The organism is Microvirga mediterraneensis (genome assembly GCF_013520865.1).
GTDB classification, from domain to species: Bacteria; Pseudomonadota; Alphaproteobacteria; order Rhizobiales; family Beijerinckiaceae; genus Microvirga; species Microvirga mediterraneensis.
Window position 1 is genome coordinate 3,243,165 of the sequence record NZ_JACDXJ010000001.1, and the last position, 21,836, is coordinate 3,265,000.

General features: G+C 63.1%; 19 protein-coding genes and 2 tRNA genes (1 of these 21 only partly in view). 8 read left to right on the top strand and 13 right to left on the bottom strand.

Annotated elements, in window-relative coordinates; genetic code table 11:
• Positions 1-37 precede the first annotated feature (37 nt).
• The 4 genes from H0S73_RS15315 to H0S73_RS15330 form a co-directional block, all read right to left on the bottom strand.
• Positions 38-394 carry a hypothetical protein gene (locus tag H0S73_RS15315; RefSeq protein WP_181052961.1) on the bottom strand — a complete coding sequence of 119 codons (357 nt, stop codon included), beginning with the start codon at positions 392-394 and terminating at the stop codon, positions 38-40.
• 99 nt (positions 395-493) lie between these two features.
• Positions 494-754: a hypothetical protein gene (locus H0S73_RS15320; RefSeq protein WP_181052962.1), complete on the bottom strand. Its 261-nt coding sequence runs from the start codon at positions 752-754 to the stop codon at positions 494-496.
• Positions 755-781: 27 nt separating this feature from the next.
• The gene (locus tag H0S73_RS15325) at positions 782-1,219 is read right to left on the bottom strand and encodes a DUF1489 family protein (protein ID WP_181052963.1); all 438 of its coding nucleotides are present in this window, start codon (positions 1,217-1,219) and stop codon (positions 782-784) included.
• Positions 1,220-1,272: 53 nt separating this feature from the next.
• Positions 1,273-3,249: an acetyl-CoA carboxylase biotin carboxylase subunit gene (locus H0S73_RS15330; RefSeq protein WP_181052964.1), complete on the bottom strand. Its 1,977-nt coding sequence runs from the start codon at positions 3,247-3,249 to the stop codon at positions 1,273-1,275.
• Between the two features lie 354 nt (positions 3,250-3,603).
• Between H0S73_RS15330 and H0S73_RS15335 the strand changes: the two genes are divergently transcribed.
• Positions 3,604-4,950 (top strand): Nramp family divalent metal transporter, encoded by a 1,347-nt coding sequence (locus tag H0S73_RS15335; RefSeq protein ID WP_202049815.1) that lies wholly within the window; start codon positions 3,604-3,606, stop codon positions 4,948-4,950.
• A 165-nt stretch (positions 4,951-5,115) separates the two neighbouring features.
• On the opposite strand, the gene H0S73_RS15340 is transcribed toward H0S73_RS15335, so the two are convergent.
• The 5 genes from H0S73_RS15340 to H0S73_RS15360 form a co-directional block, all read right to left on the bottom strand.
• Complete coding sequence (locus tag H0S73_RS15340; RefSeq protein WP_181052965.1) at positions 5,116-7,824, bottom strand: valine--tRNA ligase; 2,709 nt, start codon at positions 7,822-7,824, stop codon at positions 5,116-5,118.
• 218 nt (positions 7,825-8,042) lie between these two features.
• Complete coding sequence (locus H0S73_RS26475) at positions 8,043-8,633, bottom strand: PopZ family protein (protein WP_484502641.1); 591 nt, start codon at positions 8,631-8,633, stop codon at positions 8,043-8,045.
• 120 nt (positions 8,634-8,753) lie between these two features.
• Positions 8,754-10,115 (bottom strand): TolC family outer membrane protein, encoded by a 1,362-nt coding sequence (locus H0S73_RS15350; protein WP_246389293.1) that lies wholly within the window; start codon positions 10,113-10,115, stop codon positions 8,754-8,756.
• 251 nt (positions 10,116-10,366) lie between these two features.
• Positions 10,367-11,029, bottom strand: a complete 663-nt coding sequence (locus tag H0S73_RS15355; RefSeq protein WP_181052968.1) for a protein-L-isoaspartate O-methyltransferase family protein — start codon at positions 11,027-11,029, stop codon at positions 10,367-10,369.
• Positions 11,030-11,051: 22 nt separating this feature from the next.
• Positions 11,052-11,125 (bottom strand) — tRNA-Cys (locus H0S73_RS15360).
• A gap of 213 nt (positions 11,126-11,338) precedes the next feature.
• On the opposite strand from H0S73_RS15360, the gene H0S73_RS15365 reads away from it, so the two are divergent.
• From H0S73_RS15365 to H0S73_RS15385, 5 genes are all read left to right on the top strand, one after another.
• Positions 11,339-11,413: transfer RNA gene (locus H0S73_RS15365), tRNA-Asn, on the top strand.
• Positions 11,414-11,504: 91 nt separating this feature from the next.
• Positions 11,505-12,983: a cryptochrome/photolyase family protein gene (locus H0S73_RS15370; RefSeq protein WP_181052969.1), complete on the top strand. Its 1,479-nt coding sequence runs from the start codon at positions 11,505-11,507 to the stop codon at positions 12,981-12,983.
• A 103-nt stretch (positions 12,984-13,086) separates the two neighbouring features.
• Positions 13,087-13,809, top strand: a complete 723-nt coding sequence (locus H0S73_RS15375) for an alanyl-tRNA editing protein (RefSeq protein WP_181052970.1) — start codon at positions 13,087-13,089, stop codon at positions 13,807-13,809.
• A gap of 17 nt (positions 13,810-13,826) precedes the next feature.
• Complete coding sequence (gene sseA / locus H0S73_RS15380) at positions 13,827-14,681, top strand: 3-mercaptopyruvate sulfurtransferase (protein WP_181052971.1); 855 nt, start codon at positions 13,827-13,829, stop codon at positions 14,679-14,681.
• 279 nt (positions 14,682-14,960) lie between these two features.
• Positions 14,961-16,367 carry an adenylate/guanylate cyclase domain-containing protein gene (locus H0S73_RS15385; RefSeq protein WP_181052972.1) on the top strand — a complete coding sequence of 469 codons (1,407 nt, stop codon included), beginning with the start codon at positions 14,961-14,963 and terminating at the stop codon, positions 16,365-16,367.
• A 395-nt stretch (positions 16,368-16,762) separates the two neighbouring features.
• On the opposite strand, the gene H0S73_RS15390 is transcribed toward H0S73_RS15385, so the two are convergent.
• From H0S73_RS15390 to gatB, 4 genes are all read right to left on the bottom strand, one after another.
• Positions 16,763-17,314 (bottom strand): GNAT family N-acetyltransferase, encoded by a 552-nt coding sequence (locus tag H0S73_RS15390; protein ID WP_181052973.1) that lies wholly within the window; start codon positions 17,312-17,314, stop codon positions 16,763-16,765.
• A gap of 16 nt (positions 17,315-17,330) precedes the next feature.
• Positions 17,331-18,509 carry an acyltransferase family protein gene (locus H0S73_RS15395; protein WP_181052974.1) on the bottom strand — a complete coding sequence of 393 codons (1,179 nt, stop codon included), beginning with the start codon at positions 18,507-18,509 and terminating at the stop codon, positions 17,331-17,333.
• The gene (locus H0S73_RS15400; RefSeq protein ID WP_181052975.1) at positions 18,506-19,144 is read right to left on the bottom strand and encodes a GDSL-type esterase/lipase family protein; all 639 of its coding nucleotides are present in this window, start codon (positions 19,142-19,144) and stop codon (positions 18,506-18,508) included. The genes H0S73_RS15395 and H0S73_RS15400 overlap by 4 nt, the downstream gene beginning before the upstream one ends.
• Before the next feature lie 61 nt (positions 19,145-19,205).
• Positions 19,206-20,681, bottom strand: a complete 1,476-nt coding sequence (gatB, locus tag H0S73_RS15405; RefSeq protein ID WP_181052976.1) for an Asp-tRNA(Asn)/Glu-tRNA(Gln) amidotransferase subunit GatB — start codon at positions 20,679-20,681, stop codon at positions 19,206-19,208.
• 222 nt (positions 20,682-20,903) lie between these two features.
• Between gatB and H0S73_RS15410 the strand changes: the two genes are divergently transcribed.
• Together H0S73_RS15410 and H0S73_RS15415 are read left to right on the top strand one after the other, a co-directional pair.
• A complete protein-coding gene (locus tag H0S73_RS15410; protein ID WP_181052977.1) occupies positions 20,904-21,224 on the top strand; it encodes an LPXTG cell wall anchor domain-containing protein in 321 nt (106 codons plus the stop codon).
• Between the two features lie 413 nt (positions 21,225-21,637).
• A protein-coding gene (locus H0S73_RS15415; protein WP_181052978.1) for a glycoside hydrolase family 113 crosses the window boundary here: on the top strand, positions 21,638-21,836 show its 5' end (the start). Its footprint extends 2,456 nt past the window's final position; 199 of the gene's 2,655 nt are visible here — the first part of the coding sequence; the start codon lies at positions 21,638-21,640; the stop codon falls past the right edge of the window.

Here is a 21,836-nt window from a genome sequence, read left to right on the forward strand (position 1 = left end):
GCTTGCAAGCGAGGCCCCAGGCTACCCTGGTCTGACGTCAGTGCAGGAGCGCGTTCCGGCTGCGCTGGCTCTCCCGCTCCCAAGCCTGGACGACGACGCCGTTGATGCCCGAGTCGTGGAGCCTGTCGCTCAGGTCGATGAAGTGGCGCTCTGTTGTCTCCACCTCGATTTCGATCTGCTCGTCTTCGGCATGGTCGAGTTCCGAGGCCGCGTAGCGTTCGTAGGCGGCCGACATCTCCGCATAGGCGAAGGCCACGGGAAGGGTGCGGAAGATGGTGGAGAATTCCTCGTCGAGTTCGCCGGTGGTCAGGTCCCGCATTTGGACCAGATAGCCGTCGTCATGCTCGCAGACTTCGTAACGCCAGTGCCGGCCTTCGGATGCGCACATCAGCATCGGAACCTCCACTCAACTGAACTGCTGAGCCAATGCTGGACGAGCCAGCGCGGTTCCAAGAAGATCCCGATCCGCGAGGAAGATCCCCAGCTAAAAAGTCTAGCGGCGGCCGATCGCCTCTGCCCGGACACGACCGCCGACCCGCACCTGCGTGCCGTTCCCCAAATCGATGAAGCCCTGGCTGGTCTTGAGGGAATCCTGCCTTTCGACCTGCGCCCGGCGTTCCTGGAAGCGATCCCGGCATTCCGGCGGCACATGGACCTGGACGCCGGGAGGCACGTTGGGCATGCGGCACTCTTTCGCAAGCGCAGGGGCACCGGCACAAACCAGAAGAGCGGCGGTGACAATGGGAAATCTCATGGATGGCTCTCCGATGATTCACATAGGTTACAGCAGGCCCAGTTCTGCCAGCTCACGCCGCATGTCCTCCGGCATCACGGCGAGGTCGCCTGCCTTCAGGTCGATGTCGCGCGGCGCTTCCTTGGCGACGAGGTAGCGCCAACCCTGGAACGGCCTGTAGGGACGCGGCTCCACGGCCACCACTTTCGGCTCGAGCACCAGATGACAGCGGCCGATACCGTCCCCATCCGTGAATGGCCGAACAGCAAGCAACCTCTGGCGGGCCGCGACCTGCCCCTTGATCACCCAAAACAGTGATCCGCCGTCCAGCAGCTCGTCGATGCGCTTGGGCACCATGCGGGTGGTGTGCGTCTGCTCGTATTCCCGCCCGAGGCGTCGATGCAGCGCGCGGTTCTCCTCGATCCACTCTTCGAGATCCGTGATCGATTCGCAGCCGACGCAGAGTTTGATGAGATGAAGTGCCATATCCGTTTCAACCACGCGCCCGCCCAGTCCGTCACCGGGCGATGCGCCGCAGGCTATTCCTCCGCCTTGAGCACGATCAAGCGTGCCCCTTCCGCCACCTGCGCGCCCGGCTCAGCGGCGATCTCCGCTACCTCGGCGTCGGAAGGTGCCACCAGCACATGCTCCATCTTCATCGCTTCGACGATGGCAAGCCGTTGCCCCTTCTCGACCCGGTCGCCCGGCTGCACGAAGACGGCGATGAGCTTGCCGTGCATCGGCGCCTTGACGCTGCCGCCCTCGTCCATGTGTTCGAGGTCGACCTCGAAGGGGTCGTAGGGCTGGACCAGCGTCTGGCGCCCGTTGCGAATGATGTAGACGCCATGTGGCGCTTCCACCTCCTGATCGACCTGCGCATCGTCCCATGGATCGCTGGAGCCGAAGGCGACGGTGCTTGCGCCAGGATGCTCGTGGCTGAACACCTCGCGGGCTTCGAGGCGCTCACCATCGACGCGCAGCGGAACGCCGACGCTGCGAAGCCCCAGAAGCTGGAATCCGTCCGGCATGGACCAGGGCGACGATGGCTCGTCGCTCTTCTGGAGTTCAGCCATGCGCAGCCGCTCGATCTCCCGCGAAATCAGTGCCGAGGCGCCGAACGACACCGCGACCTCGTCCAACGGCTGCGGACCGACACCAAGGCTCGCGAGGTTCCGGTCGATGAAGCCGGTATCGAACTGCCCTGCCCTGAATCCTTCGGCCTCACACAACTTCTTCAGGAAGGCCGCGTTGGTCTTCGGGCCCGCGACGATCGTCCGCCCGAGCGCCTCCGCCAGCTGGTCCAAGGCCTCTTCGCGGGTCGCGCCATGGGCGATAACCTTCGCGATCATGGGATCGTAATAGGGCGTGACATCGGCCCCGGCCTCGACGCCGGTATCAATGCGGATGCCCTCACCCTCCAGAAATTCCAGCGCCCAGAGCTTGCCCGTCGACGGCAGAAACTCCTTCTCCGGATCCTCCGCGTAAAGGCGTGCCTCGACCGCATGACCGTCGATGGCGAGATCCTCCTGCGTAAAGGGCAGCGTCTCGCCGGACGCGGCGCGGAACTGCAACTCGACGAGATCGAGCCCGGTGATCGCTTCCGTCACCGGGTGCTCCACCTGGAGGCGGGTGTTCATTTCCATGAAATAGAAGCGGTCGGGACGAAGCCCTTCCCGGCCATCGGCGATGAACTCCACCGTGCCGGCGCCCACATAGCCCACGGCACGGGCCGCCTCGACGGCGGCTTGCCCCATCGTCTGGCGCATCTCGGGCGTCATGCCCGGAGCCGGCGCCTCCTCGATCACCTTCTGGTGGCGGCGCTGGAGCGAGCAGTCGCGCTCGAAGAGATGTACCACATTGCCGTGGCCGTCGGCGAAGACCTGGATCTCGATGTGACGCGGGGAAAGGATGTACTTCTCCACCAGCACGCGCGGATCGCCGAAGGCGTTTTGCGCCTCGCGCTGGGCGCTCTCCAAGGCCGCGTCGAAATCGGCCGCCTTCTCGACCCGCCTCATGCCCTTGCCGCCGCCGCCGGCGACAGCCTTGATGAGAACCGGATAGCCGATCTCATAGGCCTTCTGGCGCAGGAAGTCCGGATCCTGCTTGGAGCCATGGTACCCGGGAACGACCGGGACACCTGCCTGCTGGACGAGCGCCTTGGCGGCATCCTTCAGTCCCATGGCCTTGATGGCGGAAGCCGGCGGCCCGACGAAGACGATGCCGTTCGCCGCGCAAGCCTCGGCGAACTCGGCGCGCTCGGACAGGAACCCGTAGCCAGGATGGATGGAGGCGGCCCCCGTGCGCTTCGCGACGTCGATGATCCGGTCGATCCGAAGGTAGCTCTCGCGAGCGGGCGGCGGGCCGATGAGATGAGCCTCGTCCGCCATCTGCACGAAGAGCGAATCCGCGTCGGCCTCCGAATAGACCGCGATGGTGCGCATCCCCAGCCGCTTGGCGGTGCGGATGATGCGGCAGGCGATCTCGCCGCGATTGGCGATCAGGACACTCTCGAGCATTTCCATCCCTTACCAGATTTTCCAGTCCCGGTTTTGGGAAACCTAGAGCAAACCTCAAGGGACTTGTCACGCCTGAACATCTTGGAGGTCCAGGAGGCTGTTCCACGAGGCGAGGAAGGCCACCTACGATTGTTGGGAAGAAGCGTGCTCCTCCACAGATCAAGTGGCCCCTTCCCTGAAGGTGGACGGCAACAGCCGCGTTTTCTTCCTCCAACAGAGGACGAGCCCGGCAAACTTCTTGGCCAGAAGGCGCTCCACCACGCAGATGCAACTATGTGCAACTTCCCTCTTGCCGAGGCGCTTGATCCGAGCTAGCCTCTTCTTGCAAATAGTTTGCAACTGCAGAAAGTGCCCATGCATCAGCCCGCCCCTGTTTCCCTCGTGCGAAAGGCCGCGTGGCGGCACTCTTCGGAACTGGCCTCCCTGCCGGAGGTGAATCGGTCGATTGCGATCCGTCCGGGGTCGGTCTGGCGGCGGGCGGCGGCCTTCCTGGGTCCGGGCTATCTGGTAGCTGTCGGCTATATGGATCCAGGCAACTGGGCGACCTCCATCGCCGGTGGGTCCAAATACGGCTACGCCCTGCTGTCGGTGGCGCTGATCTCCAACGTCATGGCGATCATTCTGCAATCTCTCTGCGCCCGCCTGGCGGTCGCCACGGGCCGCGACCTCGCCCAGGCCTGCCGGGACGCCTATCCGAAGCCGGTTTCGTGGATTCTCTGGTTTCTGGCTGAACTCGCCATCTGCGCCACGGACCTCGCGGAAGTGATCGGCACGGCCATTGGCCTGAACCTGCTTTTCGACGTTCCGCTCGAAATCGGCGTCGTCATCACGGCACTCGACGTGTTCCTGATCCTCTACCTGCAGAATCTCGGCTTCCGCTGGGTCGAGGCCTTCATCATCACCCTGCTCGGCGTCATCGCAGTCTGCTTCGGCATCCAGATCGCCATGGCGGATCCCGATTGGGCCGGGGTGATCACCGGATTCGCCCCGACGACCGAGATCGTCACCAATCCAGACATGCTCTATCTCGCCCTCGGCATCCTGGGCGCGACGGTCATGCCGCATAACCTCTACCTGCATTCTGGCATCGTGCAGACCCGCGCCTACGGCGACACGCTGCCGGAACGGCGCGAGGCGCTGCGCTTCGCAACGCTCGACTCGACCATCGCGCTCATGTTCGCGCTGACGATCAACGCGTCCCTGCTGATCCTGGCAGCCGCCGCCTTCCACCACACGGGCAGGACCGAAATCGCCGAACTCGGGGAGGCCCATACTCTGCTCCAGCCGATCCTCGGCAGCGCCATCGCGCCGATGCTTTTCGGCCTGTCGCTCCTCTGCTGCGGCCTGAACTCCACCGTCACGGCCACCATGGCGGGCCAGATCGTCATGGAGGGCTTCATCAACTTCAAGATGCAGCCCTGGCTGCGCCGCCTGATCACCCGGGGAATCGCCATCGTCCCGGCAGCCGCCGTCACCATCGCCTATGGCGAGGGCGGGACCGCGAAGCTCCTTATCCTGAGCCAGGTGATCCTGAGCCTCCAGCTCCCCTTCGCGGTCATTCCCTTGGTGACCATGACGGCCTCGAAGGCCAAGATGGGCGACCTCGTCACGCCGCGCTGGCTCACGGTCATCGCAGGTATCATCGCCGCCGTCATCGTGGCGTTGAACGTGAAGCTGCTGGTGGATTTCGTGCTAGGGTAAGGCGCGCTCCCGCGTCTTGTCATTCCCGACCCTGCGAAACGCCAGGACCACCCTATCCGTCATGGCCGGCCTTACGCCGGCCATCTCGCTTGGAACGCATTGCGCCGTCCAGAAACGAAATCACCGGCACAAGGCCGGCGATGACGTGGGCGGGAACGGTCGGCCTTACGCGTCCTTCAGACGTCCCAAAGCCTCTTCCATCTTCACCTTGCGGGCCAGGGCTTCGTCGCGGCGCTCGCGCTGCTCCTCAACGACCTCCTCAGGCGCACGCTTGATGAAGTCGGCGTTTCCGAGCTTCGCGTCGATCTTCGCCACATCCGCATCGAGCTTCTGGATTTCCTTGGCGAGGCGGGCGCGTTCGGCGTCGAGGTCGATCACACCTTCCAGCGGCAGGGCCGCCACTTCGCCGCGGATCAGAAGCTGGATCGAGCTCTTGGGAGCCGCATCGGCGAAGGAGATCTCGGACAGGCGCGCGAGGCGCTTCACGATCTCGCCCCAGCGCCCGGCGCGGGCCTTCACGTCTTCCGAAGACGCAACGAGCGCGAGCGGGATCTGCGCACCGGCCGGAACGTTCGTCTCGGAACGGGCGGAGCGGATCTCCGTGACGAGATCCACCACCCAGCCGATCTCGGCTTCGGCCTGCGGGTCGATCAGGCGATCGAGGTTCGACCAGGGCGCGAGCGCCAGGATCGTCTCGCGCTTCGGACCCTCCTGCCCTTTCACCTCCCACAGCTCCTCCGTGAGGAAGGGCATGATCGGATGCAGGAGCTTGCAGATCTCGTCCAGGATGAACGCGATGGTCGCGCGGGTCTCATCCTTGGCGGGCGAATCCGCGCCCTGCAGCACGGGCTTGGAGAGTTCGAGCGTCCAATCGCAGAACACGTTCCACACGAAGCGGTAGGCAGCGCCGGCCGCCTCGTTGAACTTGTAGCCCTGGATGCCGGCAGCGACCTCGTTGATCGCCTTCGCGCATTCGCTGAGCGCCCACTTGTTGAGCGTCTCCTTCACCGAGGCGGGATCGAATCCGTCGACGCGCTTGCACTCGTTCATCTCGGCGAAGCGGGCCGCGTTCCAGATCTTGGTCGCGAAGTTGCGGTAGTTCTCGACGCGCTGAACGGACAGCTTGATGTCGCGCCCTTGGGCGGCCATCGAGGTGAGCGTCATGCGCAACGCATCCGCGCCGTACTGCTCCACCACGTCGAGCGGGTCGATGACGTTGCCTTTCGACTTCGACATCTTGGCGCCCTTCTCGTCACGGACGAGGGCGTGGATATAGACCGTGTCGAAGGGCACTTCATCCATGAAGTGCAGGCCCATCATCATCATCCGGGCGACCCAGAAGAAAATGATATCGAAGCCCGTGACGAGGGTGTTGGTCGGGTAATAGCGCTCCAGTTCCGGCGTATCGTCCGGCCAGCCCAGGGTCGAGAATGGCCACAGGGCGGAGGAGAACCAGGTGTCGAGCACGTCCTCGTCCCGCCTGAGCGGCACGTCGCGACCGTTCTTCGCACGAGCCTGGGCCTTGGCCTCGTCCTCGCTCAGGGCGACATAGACATTGCCCTGATCGTCATACCAGGCGGGGATCTGGTGGCCCCACCAGAGCTGGCGCGAGACGCACCAGGGCTCAATGTTCTCGAGCCACTGGAAGTAAGTCTTCTCCCAGTTCTCCGGCACGAACTTGGTCTGGCCCTTGCGCACCACGTCGAGCGCCCTGTCCGCCAGGGGTTTTACGTTCAGGTACCACTGATCCGTGAGGTAGGGCTCGATCACCACGTTGGAGCGGTCGCCATGCGGCACGGTGTGGCCGTGCGGCTCGATCTGAACGAGGATCTCGCGCTCTTCCAGCATCGCGACGATGCGCTTGCGCGCCTCGAAGCGGTCCATGCCTTCGAGGGCCAGCACCGCCTTGAGATCGTCGGACTGGGCAAGTCCGTCGAGGAAAGCCTCATTGCCGGCCAGCCTCAGTTCGGCCTCGGTGCCGAAGATGTTGATCAGCGGCAGCTTGTGGCGCTTGCCGACCTCGAAATCGTTGAAATCGTGCGCGGGCGTGATCTTCACCGCGCCGGTGCCCTTCTCCGGGTCCGAATACTCGTCGGCCACGATGGGAATGCGGCGGCCGGTGAGAGGCAGGATGGCGAACTTGCCGACCAGATCCCTGTAGCGCTCGTCCTCGGGATGAACGGCCACGGCCACGTCGCCGAGCATCGTCTCGGGCCGGGTGGTGGCAACGGTGATGGACCGGTCAGGCATGCCCTCGATGGCATAGCGGATGTGCCAGAGGTTACCCTTCACCTCGACCTGGATCACCTCGAGGTCGGAAATCGCCGTCTGGAACTTGGGATCCCAGTTCACAAGGCGCTTATCCTTGTACATCAGACCCTGGTTATAAAGGTCGACGAAGACCTTCAGGACGGCCTGGGACAGACCCTCGTCCATGGTGAAGCGCTCGCGCGACCAGTCGCAGGAGGCGCCGAGGCGCTTGAGCTGGCGCACGATGGTGCCGCCTGACTCCTCCTTCCACTCCCAGACCCGCTTCACGAATTCCTCGCGGCCGAGGTCGCGGCGTTGGATCTGGCGCTCGGCCAGTCGGCGCTCCACGACCATCTGGGTGGCGATGCCCGCATGGTCCATGCCCGGCTGCCAGAGCACGTCCTTGCCACGCATGCGCTCGAAGCGGCAGAGGATGTCCTGGATCGTATTGTTGAGAGCGTGCCCCATATGGAGCGAGCCGGTCACGTTCGGCGGCGGAATGACGATCGTGTACGGTACCGCGTCCTTGCGATCCGCACGGCCGGCCTTGAAGGCCTCGGCCTCTTCCCAGCGGGTGGAAATGCGAGCTTCGACAGCGGAGGGATCGAACGTCTTGTCCATCATGATGAGTACCGGCCTTTGGGCGCGAGAAACGCGCAAGCAAGACGGCTACAAACCGGACGGATCGGTCGAAGTCAACAGAGGGGCGACAATCTGAGCGCTACAGGCCCGCGTTGAGGTGCCGCCTCGGCACTTCCCCTCGAAAGGTGTCAGCGGCGGGGGAGCCCGGCGAGCCCTTGCTCCCGCCCCGGGCGGTCCCTTGGGGCTATCTGCGTAGAATCCTACCCCCGGGAGCGGGTCACGCGCTCGATCTCGTCCCGGACGAGCCGCTCGACCAGGGAAGGAAGATTATCGTCGAGCCATGCCTTCAGCATGGGGCGCAGCATCTCCTTCATGAGATCGTCGACGGTCTGGGGCTGGCTTGGCCTGAGGGCTGCGCCGAGGCGGTCGAAGGCATCGGACACCGAGGCGCTGGCCGCGGTCGACATGAGAGCGTCTGCCGGAACAGATTGACTTGGAACCACCGGCGCGGCTGCCCTCGGCCGAATGACATGCGCAGCGGCAGGAACAGACATCGGCTCATCCCGCTCCGGATGGGAATCCCGTTCCCCTCGAAGGCCCTCACCCGGAGGAATGTCGTCCACCAGGGCCTCTCCCCGGCTCCAGGGGCCGAGCACAGGCTCGTTTCCGCCTGAGGCGATCAGCGGGGATACGTGAAGCTCCGCAATATCGAGGACGTTGCTCAATGGTGAGGAGCGTGGCTCATCGGCCTCCGAAGGGTCATCAACTTCATCGTCAGCGATGATACGCCTGATGGAAGCCAGAATCTCCTCCATCGACGGCTCATTAACCTTCAGGCCCGCAGAACCCATAGCCGCATCCAAATCGAAATAAGCAAGAATCACATTCAAATGAATGTAGATGAAGTATTTTACGCAAACTTAAAGAAAACAAGCGGGGCCAGAACTTTTTGGTTCTGGCCCCGAAGCTTACTAACGACCGTCTGGCGTACTCGTGCCGACCCAAAGATCTTTAACCTGCTCGTAATGAATCTTCGGGCTGTAGTGATTGACCCTGAGGCCGAGGGCGCGTGAATTGAGGCGCCCCATCGCGTTGACGAGGCTGTAGGACGCCACCACCCGGTCGCGCTGTGCAGTAATGAGATTCACGCGCGCATTCAGCAGTTCCTGCTGAGCGTTCAACACGTCGAGGGTGGTGCGCTGGCCGACGCGAGCCTCCTCACGCACACCGCTCAACGCCGTCTCGGCCGCATCGATCTGGGCCTGAGCGGCAACGATCTGGGCCCGAGCGGCCTCCAGCCGTCCCCAGGAGGAGCTTACGGCAGCGCGGACCTGATCGCGAACGGAATCGGCCTCAAGGCGACGCTGCCCGGCCACTTCCTTGGCTTGACGCGTCGCGGCATAAACTTGGCCGCCCTCATAGATCGGCACGGTCAGCCGCGCGACCACAGAGGCGGAAAGCGACGCATCGCCGGTCTGCCGCTGGTCATAGCGCTGATCGACGGCACCGGCGACACCCAGCTGCGGGGCGAGAGCGCCCTCCTCGATCTTAACCTGCAGCTCGGCCACGTCGACCGCATGCTGGCGCGCCTTGATGGCCGGATGCTCGTTCAGGGCGACTTTCAGTGCCGCATCGACATTACGTGGCGTCAGGCGATCCAGCGGACGACCGGGCGCGAGCTGGGCCGGTTCGACTCCGACGACCTGACGGTAAGTCGCGATGCTGTTGCGCAAGGTGGCTTCGGCCAGGCTGGCCTGAGACCGGGCGGCCGCAAGGCGCGCTTCCGCCTGTGCGACGTCCGTCCGTGTGACTTCGCCGACGTTGAAGCGATCCCGAGTCTGGCGCAGCTGCTCGTCGATCACCTCGACGTTGTTGCGCTGCAGGTCGAGGATCGCCGTATCCCGCAGAACATCCATGTAGGCGGTCGCGGCGTCGAGCAGAACGCTCTGCTCGGTGGTGTTCAGGCTTTCACGCGAACCGAGGACCGAGGATTCCGCCGCACGGACACGGTTCTGGGTCCGAAACCCGTCGAAAATAGTCTGGTTGACCTCGACACCGAACCCGCGCGGGTTCAGCGCGCTCTGGCTCGTCGTGTTCGGGGAAAAGCGCGACGAGGGTGTCTCGGCGGAGATCCAGCTCCGCCCGACATCGGCCACCCCATTGACGACCGGCCGGTAGCCGGACTTGGCCTGGGCAACGGATTCGTCCGTCGCCCGGACGTTCGCGCGCTGGGCGTTCAGGTCAGGATTGTTGCCATAAGCGCGGGACAAAGCGCTTTCCAAGGTCTCGGCCGACACCCCGCCGGGGGCCATCAGCACGAACACCGAGGTCATCGCCCCAAAGAGCAAGGAATACGTCTGCTTGGAATGCTTTTTCTTCACGCGCACCTGCCTAGCGACCAACACGGGACAATCGTGAGAGACGCCACTTTCAGAAACCACTGCGACTCAAAGCGCAACAATACCCAAGGGAACAGAGTCGGCAACAACGCGTTAGGGCCAACTCGATTTTAGCTTGGGAGTGGCGCAAAAAAGCGACACTCCCGGCTGGGGAAAATTATGGATTTGTTAGACTTTGGAGGAAATTAGAACGTGAAGCCCGGGACCTGGACGAACGAGCCGAGGAGCGGCGCCGCGGCCTCGAACAGGCTGCGTTCGCCGATGGCATCGCCGGAACGGACATAAACTGTCGCACGGGCGGCACGTCCCCGCCCCTTGATGCAAACGAGGCGTCCGCCTTCGGCCAGCTGCTGGAGGAGCCCTTCGGGACGAACCTCGACGGCTCCGTTCACGAGAATAGCATCGTAGGGAGCGCCAGGAGCGTATCCCTGGTCGAGCGGACCGGTCACGACGGCGACATCGCCCGCACCGGACGCATTCAGGCATTGCCGGGCCGCGGCCGCAAGCCCCTCGTCCGATTCAAGAGCCGTCACCTGAGCACCGAGCCCGCGAAGGACCGCCGAGGAGTACCCCCGACCACCGGCAACGTCGAGGACCTTGTCGCCCGCATCGATCGCGAGCGCCTGGATCATGCGACCCAGGATCATCGGAGAAAGCATGTAGCGGCTCTCGCCGCCGTCGCTGACAAGGATGTCCTGGTCGATATAGGCAAGGCTCTCGCGGCCCGGGAGCACGAAGAGCTCTCTCGGAACGCTGTCCATGGAATCCAGGAGGGACATGTCGTTCACATCGAAAGTGCGCAGCTGGCCATCAACCATCATGCGGCGCGCTTGGGTGAAATCGACCATGGATAGTGCCTTCAGAAATTGTTGGAGGCCTCGCCCGGAATCGAACCGGGGTGCAAGGATTTGCAGTCCTCTGCGTAACCACTCCGCCACGAGGCCATCCGGGGCGTGTCACGAACGCGACGGCCGCTCAATAGCAATCATCCCCCCAAAGAGCAACAGCCCCTTTTCGATCCGTTACGACAACAATGCACTTGCAACCGTCGAAACCCGTGCTATATGCCTCCCACCTCGCCGACGGACACCTCCTCAGGGACGCCGCGGCGCTCAAAGAAGCTTCGAGATCGGGCTTCTTCGAAGGTTAAGGCTTATTCCGGCGTGGCGCAGCGGTAGCGCAGCGGACTGTTAATCCGTTGGTCGTAGGTTCGAATCCTACCGCCGGAGCCAACCTTCCCAGTAAACTTCTCCACTCTTTGCGAATAGCCGCTTCGACCCGACGCTTTATCGAGGGTTCGAAGCCTGACTATGATCCGGCGCCATGAGCACCGATTCCCACACTCCCGTTCTGGTCTGGTTCCGCGACGACCATCGCCTCGCCGACAACCCTGCCCTCGCGGCTGCGGCGGCGACGGGATCGCAGGTTCTATGCTTTGTGGTCCTCGACGACTCGGGCGATGTGCGTCCGCTCGGCGGCGCGGCCCGCTGGTGGCTTCACGGCTCGCTCAAAGCTCTGGGCGAATCCCTGGAACGTGTCGGATCGAGGCTCGCCCTTTTCCGGGGCCCGGCACTCTCCGTGGTCGAGCGGATCGCAAAGGAGAGCGGCGCATCGGCGATATTCTGGAACCGGCGCTATGGCGCGGCAGAAATCGCCCTGGACACTGCAATCAAGAAGCGCCTGACAGATGGCGGGCTCAAGGCGCACAGCTTCAACGGCCGCCTCCTGCATGAGCCCTGGGACATCGTCAATCAGGCTGGTAGGCCGTTCCAGGTATTTACCCCTTATCTTCGGGCCGTGACGGCCCGCCGTCAGACAGCCCCGCTTCCGGCTCCGAAGCGGATCCTCGGCGGAGCCTGGCCCACCTCCCTCAGCGCGTCCATGGTCCCTCTCGAAGAGCTGGACCTCGAACCCTCATCTCCCGATTGGGCTGGTGGCCTTCGAGAAGCATGGACCCCGGGTGAGCAGGCTGCGCGGGCCGGCTTCCGCGACTTCCTGAGCACGGGCCTGGAAGGGTACGCGGAGAATCGGGACCGTCCCTCGATCTCCGGCACGTCGCGACTGTCGCCGCATCTCCGCTTCGGCGAAATCAGCCCCCGGCAGGTCTGGCATGCGGTGACGACTCGGGTTGCCGAACATCCAGGCTTGGCGCGCGATACAGAGAAGTACCTGAGCGAGATCGTATGGCGCGATTTCAGCCATCAGCTTCTGCATTTTCACCCTCATCTTCCGGTCAGGCCGCACAGTAGCAGGTTCGATGCCTTCCCCTGGATCGAGGCCCCGAGAACCCTCAAGGCTTGGCAGCGAGGCCGCACGGGTTATCCGATCGTCGACGCGGGAATGCGCCAGCTTTGGCGGACGGGCTGGATGCACAACCGGGTCCGCATGATCACCGCATCCTTCCTGGTCAAGCATCTGCTGACCGACTGGCGAGAAGGCGAGGCTTGGTTCTGGGACACCCTGGTGGACGCGGATCCGGCCAACAACGCCTTCAGCTGGCAATGGGTGGCGGGCTCCGGGCCGGATTCGGCGCCGTTTCACCGGATTTTCAACCCTGTGACTCAGGGCGAGAAGTTCGACCCCGCCGGCGACTATATCCGGGCTTTCGTCCCGGAGCTTGCGAGCCTCCCCTCGGCCTTCATTCATCGACCTTGGGACGCTCCTCCAGCCGTCCTGCGCGCGGCGGGAATCAGACTTGGCGAGACCTATCCCGATCCCGTCGTTCCACACGGTCCAGCGCGGGAAAGGGCCCTGCAAGCGTTCCGCAGCCTTCGCGGCTTAGAGACCGAAGAACATTCCTAACGCTTCGGCACGGAGCGGCTTGACCCGTCGCCCCCCTTGCCGTCAGCATCGTCCCTCACCTTTCGAACGAGGCAGAGCCGCCTCGTCACAGCCCGGGACGATCATGACCGCCACCACCCTTCTCTTCCGCGACGATGCCTATGCCACCTCCTGCGAAGCGCGTGTTCTCGCCACGACTCCAGAGGGCGGGGTCATCCTGGATCGGACGGTCTTCTACGCTCAAGGGGGTGGGCAGCCGGGAGATGTGGGCGCCCTCGTGCGGGCAAATGGCGATAGGCTCGCCATCACGAACACAGTCTACGGAGCGGACCGCTCCCAGGTCGTCCATCTCGTCGGGATGGAGGCAGCATCGCTGTTCGAGGAAGGCGAGACGGTCGAAGTGCAGCTCGACTGGCCCCGCCGCCTGAAGCGCATGCGCGTCCACACGGCGCTTCACCTTCTCAGCGTCGTCCTGCCCTACCCGGTCACCGGCGGGTCCATCGGCGAGGGCGACGGACGGCTCGACTTCGACATTCCCGATGCCGGCCTCGACAAGGCGGAGATCACGGACAGGCTCAACGCCCTGATCCAGCGCGATGCTCCGGTCACCGACCGCTGGATCACCGACGAGGAGCTCGACGCCAATCCTGGTCTCGTGAAAACCATGTCGGTCAAGCCGCCGCGCGGATCGGGTCGCGTCCGCCTCGTCGAAATCGAGGGGATCGATCTTCAGCCCTGCGGCGGCACCCACGTGCGGCGGACCGGCGAGATCGGCACCGTCGCCGTCACCGATATCGAGAAGAAGGGCAAGCAGAACCGCCGCGTTCGCATGTCGCTGGTCGATTGATCCAAAGGAGCTGCCCCATGTCCCCGACTTTCGTTTCGACCGCCTGGCTGCAGGAGCACCTCAACGATCCCAACCTCGTTATCATAGACGGCTCCTGGTATCTCCCCACTCAGAACCGCGATCCGCAAGCGGAGTATCTTGCAGGCCACGTTCCCGGCGCAGTGCGCTTCGACATCGATACCGTGAAGGATACGTCGTCCCCCCTGCCGCACATGCTTCCATCGCCGGAGGATTTCGCGAAAGCCGTCGGTGCCATGGGGATCAGCGAGGACATGACAATCGTCGTCTATGACGGGGCGGGGCTTTTCTCGGCCCCGCGAGTCCGCTGGACATTTCAGGTCTTCGGAGCGCGTGACGTCTCGATCCTCGAAGGCGGCTTTCCTGCCTGGAAGGCCGAAGGACGCCCGGTCGAAACGGGTCCGGAAAAGCCTCGCGCCCCTCGAACCTTTATCCCGTCCTTCGACGCCACCGCCGTCGCGAACGCATCTGCCGTGCAGGAAGCGCTCCGCTCCGGCGCCTTGCAGGTGGTCGATGCCCGCCCGGCGGCGCGCTTCCGGGGAGAAGCCCCCGAGCCCCGACCGGGTCTGCGGGCCGGACACATGCCCGGCAGCCTCAATCTGCCCTTCGATCAAATCATCGAGAACGGCCGCTTGAAGAACGAGGCGGCGTTGAAGGAAGCCATCGCTGCAGCCGGTGTCGATCCCGCCCGGCCGGTGATCACAAGCTGCGGCTCCGGCGTCTCCGCAGCTATCCTCGGCGTCGCCTTCGAGGTGGCGGGACGACCAATCACGGCGATCTACGACGGGTCCTGGTCGGAATGGGGGGCACGGGAGGAACTGCCCGTGGAGACGGGAGAGGCTAGGAAGGGCTGATCGCAGTCGCCTTTCCCTGCCACCTGCCGGCAAGGCTTACGATGCTCCGGTGGGACCGGTGTCTCTCGACACCTCTTCCTTACCATGTGTCAGAGCTTCAACAGCCAAGGAATGGGCGCCCAGGCTCCTGGGGCGCCCTGCCCTCACATTGCCGGATTGAGCGGCTATCCCTTTGCACGATAAGGATTTGTAGGCAAAGCTTGTCATCATGATCCGTGCGGCCCCGCAGCGTTGACGCCCCTTCAACGGTCCAGTCCGCACCTCAAAAAAGGTCGCCCCATGACCGAAGATCAGAAATTCCTCGCAGTCCTGCGTCAATCTGCCGAACCCGACACCGTCGACGCCATCGAAACCCTGATCCGGGATGCTCCGGATCATGAACTGAACCGCATCAACGCTTTCGTATTTGCGGCCCGGAACGGGCTCGATGAGGACCAGGTCATCGGCGCCTTCCTTCATGCCGCCCGCCTCGGGATTTTCGAGATGTCCTGGAACGTGCTCTGCCCCGGATGCGGCGGAGTTCTCGAATCCGGCATGAGCCTGAAATCCGTGAATCAGAGTGAATACAGCTGCGCTCTTTGCGCCGCCGGATACGAGCCGACCCTCGACGAGATGGTGGAGGTCACTTTCACGGTGAGCCCGCGGGTCCGCAAGATCGCGGCCCATGAACCCGACACCCTGCCGATGCATGAATATGTTCGCCAAGTCTTCTGGAGTTCGGGCATCGACCTTCCGGACGACTACGAACGCAGGCTCGACGAGATCGTGCTCGACGCAGTCGAACTTCCGCCGGGAGAGCGGGCGATCCTCTCCCTGCAGCTTCCGGCCGAGTTCGTGATCGTTTTCGATCCGGTCACGCACGCGGCCCAGTTCATCGACGTAAAAGGCGAGCCCACGCGGGAGCGGCAGAACCTCACCCTCGTCCTCAATGAAAGCCACCCGCAGAACGATACCCTGGTCATGCAGCCCGGTCCGTTGCGGATCACTCTCGAGAACCGCACCAACCGCCGCGTCCTGCCCGCCGTGTGGGTGGCAGGCGACGTCCTGCACCACATGCTGGAACGGCGGCGGCCCTTCCTGACGGCGAAACGCCTGCTTACCAACCAGACCTTCCGTGACCTCTATCGAACCGACACGCTCGACATCGACCAGCGATTGAAGATCACCAGCCTGACCTTCCTGTTCACCGACTTGAAAGGCTCGACGGAACTCTACGAGCGCGTCGGCGATCTCGTGGCTTATGATCTCGTGCGTGAGCATTTCCGTGTCCTCCACGAGATCATCGCGGCCGAAGCCGGAGCGGTGGTCAAGACCATAGGCGATGCGGTGATGGCGACATTCTCCACGCCGGATCATGCGATCGCGGCGGCCTTGCGGATGCGCGAGGCCATGCGCAGCCTCAACGAGGAACGCGGAAGCGAAGACCTGTTGCTCAAGATCGGCATTCACGAAGGGCCATGCCTCGCCGTCACGCTGAACGACCGTCAGGATTATTTCGGCCAGACCGTGAATATCGCCTCTCGCGTCCAGGGACTCGCGGTTTCGCGCGCGATCTTCGCGACGGATGCCGTCGTGGAGAATCCCGAAGCCTCGCAGATCATCCGGTTGCAGGGCCTGCAGCCCAACCTCCAGAAGACCGCACTTCGCGGGATCAACGACGAATTTCTGGTCTACGAGATTCCATGATCGACCGCGTGGTCGGCTCGCAGGGCCGGCAAAGGAAGGATACGGGTGTTCCGTATCCTTCCGAAGTTTCCTCGATCATCATCAGTCCCGGCCGCTTGCGTCCTCACCAATGTCCTTGAGCAAATGGGGACTGAGCCTTGCCCTCAAGGAGGACTGCAACTCGGAACGGACGGGGTTTTTTGTGGATCTCTGGCCGCGCGCGCGGTCGGTCGGAATCAAGTCAATGCGAACTGTCAGCCAGACGAGGGAAAGAGTGATCTGCTTCATCGAAACCTGCAGCGTTGCTGAATGGAAGGATTGCGGCGTGGGTGCATGGGGCAAAGTGAAAAGCCATGTGACGCCTCCTTCGGCTGCGGTTGATGAGAAGCGGCTGATGGATCAGCCGCCCGGACAGATTAAGCGATCCTCAGTGAATTGGCCAGAGACGCATCCTGAAGTTCTTTCTCGAACCGGTATTCCACGGTCTTCGAGATATCCATGAGCTGGCGCTGCCCATCGATTTGCGCGTAGCCCCATCGCCTGTAGAGTCTGTGCGACGTCGTGAACCGCGTATCCGACCAGAGAACGATGCGCCCGGCGCCTTTCGCACGAGCATGGCTCTCGGCCCGCCGCACGAGCGCCGCGCCCAATCCCCGCCCGCGCTGGTCCGGCCGCACATAGAGCCGATGCAGTTCGGCGGTTCCGGATTCCGGAAAATCGACCGCGACGCAGGCGCAGACGCGTCCGCGCTCGTCGTCGACAACCCAGAATGCTCCGCCGGTCCCAGCATAGGATGCGCTCGGCGAAAGCAGGTCCGGCAGGTCGTCATGCGGATCGACGAAGCAACCCGGATATTCCGCGTAGCAGAGCGACAGTAGCCCGAAGAGATCCTGTGCGTCGTCTTCGACGACAGGGCGCAGGTGCAATGTGGATGAATTCATGTCGGAGGTCGACGAAGCATAGGCCATGAATGTTTCAACGGAATCAGATCGGCGTCGGTGGTGCGGAGGCTTTAAACGAGGACGGATTGAAGAGAAACCGGCGGACCCGATCCGTATGACGCTCGGTAAGTTGCGCGAAGAGGAATGACGCCATAAGCGCCGAAATCACGAGGCCAGCGAAGGCTGCATAAACGGGGATGCCAGGGACGACCAGAGTCGAGGGCCAACCGAAATGCTCGATGACACCTCCCAACAAAACCGTGACCGGCACGTGGATGAGGTAAAGCGAATAGGAGAAATCGGCCCCGATCCCAACCGGTTTCCTCAACGGGCACCAGCCGAGGAGCCGCCCGTTCGCAATGGCGAGTGCCGTGCCGAGACCGACCATGAGATCGGTCGTATAGACCGGAGCGATCTGCATGCGGGACAGGACGAATCCGGCCGCGACGGCGGCAAGGCCCAGCAACCCCGACATCAACGGCAGATCCCGTGCGCGGACGATCTGGGCCGCCAACGCGCCTGCAAGCCAGATCGTGAGCCATGGCAGCCAATGGGACAAGGAACCGGCGAGAGTGCCGAGCCCCACAAGCACCAGGGCCACGCCCCCCACTCTCACCGGGCGCGGGAAGCGAGCGAGTGCGAGGCCGAACAGGACGGGAGCGATGAGGTAGAACACCCATTCATAGCCCAGCGACCAGAGGGGCGGATTCACCCCGAGCGGCTTACAGAAAATCCCCTGCACGGCAGCGAGGTTGCAGGCCATCTGCGGCCAGGTCCAGTCGGAGGTGAAGCCCATGGGCATCAGCGGCCGCTCGGCGAAAAAGCGGGTATCACCGAGAAAGGACCGCCCGACCCAATCGAGAAGCAGCGCCAGGGCGAGCGCCGGAAGGAGCACCAGGTAGATGCGGGAGAAGCGGCTGGCAAGATAAGCCATCGCATCGAACCTCCGCTCGCGGATCAGGCGCCAGACCGCCCCGCCGACCAGGAAGCCGCTCACGGCGAAGAAGATCGCCACGCCTTCCCGATGAATACCCGTGAGAAAGTAGAAGATCTTTGTTCCAAGGCCCGGATGGGGAATGTCCTGGAAACTCGTGAAGAGCAACCCACGGGTATGGCCGAACAGCACCAGGAGCGCCGCCCCGAAGCGCAGCAGATCCAGGAATGGCCAATGCCCTCCCCGCGGCGGCGCGGCGCGATCGGTTAGCGGATGCGGCTCGGTCATCGATCTTCCCTTTCAGGTGCCAACAAAGCCGCCTCTTGATCAAGCATGCCGCGCAGCAGACGATAGGCCTGAGCAGACAGGTGAATACCGTCGGTGGTCATTCCTTCCCTTGCCGCGCCGTTGCCGTCGGCGAAGGCGCTCTGGAGATCAAGGATGCCGGCCGCGCGACCGTCCCCGATCTGGAGGATGCGTCGGCTCAGGGAGGTCATGGCCTCGGGTGAATAGAAGCCGGTCAGCCGCTTCGCCTGTTCGATCGGCGGCGGCGTCAGCACGACGACGGGGACCCCCGCGTCACCGAAATGACCGACGATACGCTCGAAATGAGCCGCGACACCGTCGAGAGCGCTCTCCGTGCAATCTTTCTTGGCGTCGTTGGTGCCGACGAGGAGCGCGGCGATGCGGGGCTGCGCGGATTCCAGGAGGAGCGGCACCCGCGGCTCCAAGGCCTCGGTCCAGATGCCGGAATAGCCGGCATTGATCACCGGAAGGCTGCCGATCCGGTTCCAATAGAACCCTTCGACGATGGAATCCCCAATGAAGAGAAGCCCGCCCGGCCCGACCGCAGCCTTGTGCGACCCGATCACGATGTCGCGGATCAGCCAGTGCGGGGCGAAGGGATTGGGCTGCGAGGTCACGGAATATGGCGCCTTGCAAGAGCCCCGGCGGAGAGAATCCGCCGGGAATGGCCTGAAAGCCCTACTCGATCCCGAGCTTGGCCTTGAGGATCTCGTTGAGGGCCTGCGGGTTGGCCTTGCCGCCCGTGGCCTTCATGGTCTGACCGACGAACCAGCCGAGCAGCGTGGGCTTCGCCTTGGCCTGCTCCACCTTGTCCGGATTGGCCGCGATGATCTCGTCGACGGCCTTTTCGATAGCCCCCATGTCGGTCACCTGCTTCATGCCGCGCTTTTCCACGATCTCGCGCGGGTCTCCACCCTCTGTGAAGACGATCTCGAACAGATCCTTGGCGATCTTGCCGGAAATGACGTTCTCGCCGATCAGCTCGATGATGGCGCCGAGCTGCGCGGCCGAGACCGGGGATCCCGTGATATCCTTGCCTTCTTTGTTGAGGCGGCCGAACAGCTCATTGATCACCCAATTCGCGGCGGCCTTGCCGTCGCGGCCCTTGGCGACCTCCTCGTAGAAGTCGGCGGAAGCGCGCTCGGCCACGAGAACGCCGGCATCGTAGGACGGCAGGCCGTATTCAGCCATGAATCGCGCTTTCTTCTCATCCGGCAGCTCAGGCAGATGCTGGGCGAGATCGTCCACATAGGCTTGGTCGAACTCGAGCGGCAGCAGGTCCGGATCGGGGAAGTAGCGGTAATCATGCGCCTCTTCCTTGGAGCGCATGGAGCGCGTCTCGCCCTTGCCCGGATCGTACAGGCGCGTCTCCTGGTCGATCTTGCCGCCGTCTTCCAGGATGGCGATCTGACGGCGCGCCTCGACCTCGATGGCCTGTCCGATGAAGCGGATGGAATTGACGTTCTTGATCTCGCAGCGGGTGCCGAGTTCCTCGCCCGGACGGCGCACGGACACGTTCACGTCGGCGCGCAGGTTTCCCTTGTCCATGTCGCCGTCACAGGTGCCGAGATAGCGCAGGATCGTCCGCAGTTTGGTGACGTAGGCGCGGGCCTCGTCCGCCGAGCGCAGATCCGGCTTCGACACGATCTCCATCAGGGCCACGCCCGAACGGTTGAGGTCCACGAAGCTCATGGTGGGGTGCAGGTCGTGGATCGACTTGCCGGCATCCTGCTCCAGGTGCAGGCGCTCGATGCGCACGGTGATGGTCTCGCCGGTTTCCGGCACGTCCACGATCACCTCGCCCTCCCCCACGATGGGGCTCTTGTACTGGCTGATCTGGTAGCCCTGCGGCAGATCCGGGTAGAAGTAATTCTTGCGGTCGAAGGTGCTGCGCAGGTTGATCTCGGCCTTGAGCCCGAGGCCCGTGCGGATGGCTTGGCGCACGCACTCCTCGTTGATGACGGGCAGCATGCCGGGCATAGCTGCGTCCACCAGGGAAACGTGGCTGTTAGGATCCCCTCCGAAGGCCGTCGAGGCGCCTGAGAACAGCTTGGCCTGGCTCGTCACCTGGGCATGGATCTCCATGCCGACGACGATCTCCCAATCGCCTGTCGCACCTTTGATGAGCTTCTTAGGGTTGACCGGAGCGTTCATGAACCTTGCGCCTTTGATCTCTTGTCTTTCCTGCCCGGAGTAAGAGCGCCCCGTAAACGGGTCAACCCCTTTCAAGATGAACGGTTGTTCAGGATGTTAAATCAGCCGTTAAGATCAGAAACAATTTATGCACAGAATTCGAAAATAATTGCCACGCTGGGCGGAACCCCTACCCGCCATTCGGCGTTGTTCGGGAGGTAAAACGGTCAAGGAGTTTCAAAGATGGCTATGGATCCTATGGATCGCGAACCCAATGTCTACAATCGTGAGACCAATGTCTACGATAACACGGGGCGTGGTTCGAACACTCTTGCTTACGTGATCGGTGGCCTTGTTGTCGCACTGGGCCTTCTGGCCTTCCTCTTCTATGATGGTGGCAGCAACGAACCGAGCACCACCGGCAGCACCGCCACCCAGACGGAGCGCTCGTCGCCGAGCACCGGCTCGACCGCTCCGGCTACTCCGTCGGCCCCGTCGGCTCCCGCAGCCCCGGCGTCCCCCTCTTCGCCGGCCGCTCCGTCGGCTCCGGCCAACCCGCAGTAACCGCCCTTCTCGCGTAACGCTGCACGAGGGCCTGGCTGAAGCCAGGCCCTCTTTTTTTGCCTCGGCTCCTTCTCAACACTTTGACCATGGAGCATGAATCCGAATTCATGTGCGATGCTCAAAGCATTTCTCTTCCCGCATGTTTACACGCAGCAACATTTCCTTAGATGCAGGAAAAGGAGCCCTATGCATCTCCTCGATGTCCCTCTCACCGCCCGCAAGCTGGGTTTAAATTCTTTGCGCTGATGCAAAGCCTTTGCATTTGATCTCATTATGGACTCAAAATAACGTATCATAAACGCCAGCTTGATGCAGCTTGTGGCTGCATATCTGTGCAGCAATGCAATCTTCAGGGTATGAGCTACGAGGAGCAAGGTTATCCCGTGCCAGTTCGAAAGAAAAAATCTTTTCTGATGTCGACCCGCGTCCTCGTCGAAAAATATCCGCACCAGACCAAAATCGAGCATATCCTCTTCGAGAAGGTGCGAAAGCGCGTCCCTGTCGAGCAGGACGTCTATGTGGCGAGCACGCCCCTATCTATCATCCAGAACACCAGCAAAACCGCCAGATCGACAACGGGCACGCAGATCAACGGCACGGATAACGCCGATT